Raw genomic sequence first — 3,175 nt, 5'->3', positions numbered from 1 at the left:
CCCAAATCTTGGTTGAAAGACCAAAACCCTTGGAGAGTGAACCAGAAAAAGGATAACTAGATAGCAAGTGATATTCTAGTAGGTTCGGTTCAGACATAATCGTGTAAGACCTAAGTAAGGGAAACCAGAAAGGGCTGTGATTAGCTTCGAGAATCCTCACGCCTTTAAGCCCAGGAGTGTCAACGTAGTCATAGCTTTCCCACTTGAGCGAGGAAATGATGCAGTCGGGAAATTTTTTTTCTCAAAAGTATTTATCTTTAAACCTAGAAGTTACCGAAAAATTGGGTTTAAAGCCTCGCCCTTTGAGGGCGACTTTATATGATGTATGATATTAAGAATAGGAGGCCGGGTAAGCAACCGCTTAAAAAACCCAGTCATCAACCGTAGAGATGAACGCACCTTGAAAACTAGAGTTATGGGGTTCTATAGGGGAATGCTCCTATAGGTAAAAGCTCTAAGCGTCAAGTACCAGAGAAACCAATTATTTTAGAGGTTTTGAACTGTATCGTGGGGCACACGAAAACAGGCTTCTGTAAGGTCGCGAAAGTCTGAGGAGAGAACCACCTCTGGGTTGGATTTCGCCAGGAATCTAATTCAAGTCCACATCGTCGAAGCCAGAAATTCTCAGCAGTGATGCTAGAAGAATCCACGTCCGTTTACGGCGTGGCGTATGTCAAAGCAAGTCCATTGATTTAGAAGTGATTTTCCCTACAACCCTATTCCTATCTAGGGCTTGCTGAATAAATCTAAAAACTTTGTTGGGTAAGACTTTTAGACCTTTTGTCAATCAAAAAGTCCCGGATATGGGAGTGATCGGGGGGAAATTTAGGCACTTTTTCCCTGAAAATTAGGTAATTGGCCACCTCAAAACTGGTAAAACCCCACACCCCACACCCCACACCCCACCGAAAAACTTTTTGCCGCAAACCCTATCTATTCCTGATTTTGGAGATAATTACAGATTTGTTGCAGTTTAGCCAGGGCTTTTCCCGACTGTAAACATTGTTGTGCTTGCTGGAAAGCCGTGGGGATATCTGGGGCAATTCCACAGCGCCAAAGATAAAAACCACCGTTAAAAATTGCCGCGTCGGTTAATTCATTATTTTCTCCGGCTAATAAACCCTTTAATTTAGCGGTGAGCATTTCTAAAGATTCGAGGGGATAATCCGAAGTATAGAAGCCATAATCGCGAGGATTTAGGAAAAATCGCTGAAAGGAAGGGGTATCGGTGGGATTTCCCAGACCAATAATCGCCGTCCGATTACAGGCTAAATCACAACTGCCCTCTAATCCTTTCACGGTGGTGAAGTGAGAGATATTTCTCAGGGCGAAAGTTTCGCAAAAACGATCTTCGGTGGGGGGATGAACAAAACCCGATATCTGATGAATATTACCCACAAAAGGCGACCACATTAACTCTACCGTGGCCATAGGCGGACGTTTACCGATTTGCTCCCGATAGGTAACAAAATTCTCTACTAGGGGAAAATGGCGCGGAATATAGAAAAAAGTCAATCCTGTGGTGATTAAACAGTCTTTCACTGCTGCTAAGGATAATTGACTAAAATCTGCTCCTAATTGCTGCCAGATTTCCCTGAGGGAAATACCGTATTTAGTCGGCATTTGATCGCCCCCGTGCAGGACTACGGGAACCCCCGCCGCCGCTAAGATTAAAGTAGTGATCGGAGTAACCGGGGCAGTGCGAGAGCGTCCATCGTAGGGATTGCCAAAAATAGCGATCGGATGCTGAAAAGAGGCTGATTCTAGGGGTATTTGCGGACCAAGCTCGGCGTAGGCATCAAGCATTCCCGCTAACTCATCGCTGGTGGGGCGTTTAATGCGATGGGCAATCATAAAAGCACCGATTTGGGCCGGGGTTGCCTCTTGGGTTAACATCATCTTGGTGGCCATCGCCGCTTCGGGACGGGTTAAATTTCTGCCCGTATGGGTGCCACTACCGATCACTTTTAATAATTCTCGAAAAGTATCACTCATCTCAAGGAAGAAAATAAAGAGTAAATGGGATTGATGGGGATTGCTAAGGCTGGACGGGGTGGTTTTCTAAGCTTTTAACCACACTTTGATTCATTTGCCGCACTAATTGACAAAAATGAGCGATCGGTGGTATCTGTAGGCGATCGCTCGTGGTGACAAGGACTACCTGACGGGTGAGACGATGACTAAATTTACCATTGTTAAGATGGGGATTTTCGCTACTAGGGGAAGCAAGAGGACGAATGGCGAGGGTGGCATCGCTACGGGCTTCCATCAGGGCAGATTGGGGCAGAAGAGCGATAATATTACCCTGACGCACCACACCGCGAAAAGCATCGAGGGTGTTTAATTCCATGACAGTTTTCAGGTGGGCATCCTGACGGGAAAACCATTCTTGTACTAATCTTTGCATTCCGTAGCCGTCTTTGAAAACCACTTGCGGATAGGGGATTAATTCTGACCATGGTACTTCTTTGTATTGGGCGAGGGGATGATTAGCGGCCATGAGAATTTCGATCGCTTCTTGGTATAACATTTCTACCACCATCTCCGGACTAGAGGTGAGAAAACGATTATTCATTACCAACGCCACATCTACTAAACCATCCCGCAGCACTTTTAATGCGCGATCGCTGCCTAGGGCTGTAACTCTTAACTGAACTTCTGGGTATTCAGCACAAAATTTCGGCAAAATCGGCGGTAAATAGTGGGCGCACACGGAATGAATGGCAGCCACGCACAATTCTGGCTGTTTTCCTGCCTGTAGGTCGGTGATTTCCTCGTGAACATTCGTCCATTCTTGACAAATCCGTTTCGCCCGGGGCAGTAATTTCTCCCCGGCAATGGTTAACTTCGCTTGGGCGGTACGATGGAAAAGAGGTAAGCCCAAATCGGTTTCTAGGGATTGAATCTGGCGGCTGATAGTCGATTGGGTGACTCCACACTGGCGTGCCGCTTGACCGAAATTGCCCGTATCGGCTACGGCTAAAAAGGCTTGCAATTGCTCGATCCGCATTCTTTCTCGTTTTAATTACATTCCTTGACGCTCCCCGCTCTAAAGAGACGGGGATTCTTCGTTCATTGAGTCTCCGTTAGCAAGCAGGATTTCTCCAACCAACCAAGAGGGAACCTCTCCCGAAGCGTGTAAAGTTTGCGTGCGCCCCACGCTACTTAATCCCTT

At 46.4% G+C, this 3,175-nt stretch carries 2 protein-coding genes and 1 pseudogene; all 3 read right to left on the bottom strand.

The window, feature by feature from the left end; genetic code table 11:
• Window positions 1-933: 933 nt before the first annotated feature.
• Entirely contained in the window at window positions 934-1,995 is a 1,062-nt protein-coding gene (locus IM319_RS06015) for an anthranilate phosphoribosyltransferase family protein (RefSeq protein WP_287734998.1), read from the bottom strand.
• 43 nt (window positions 1,996-2,038) lie between these two features.
• Window positions 2,039-3,010, bottom strand: a complete 972-nt coding sequence (locus IM319_RS06010) for a LysR family transcriptional regulator (RefSeq protein ID WP_287076051.1) — start codon at window positions 3,008-3,010, stop codon at window positions 2,039-2,041.
• A 39-nt stretch (window positions 3,011-3,049) separates the two neighbouring features.
• Window positions 3,050-3,175 (bottom strand): annotated as a pseudogene (locus IM319_RS22410) (RNA-guided endonuclease TnpB family protein); the annotation flags it as partial.

The organism is Microcystis sp. M113S1 (assembly GCF_020246945.1).
Lineage (GTDB): Bacteria > Cyanobacteriota > Cyanobacteriia > Cyanobacteriales > Microcystaceae > Microcystis.
The sequence above is the reverse complement of the archived record's forward strand: the minus strand, read 5'-3'. Positions and strand labels throughout refer to the sequence as shown.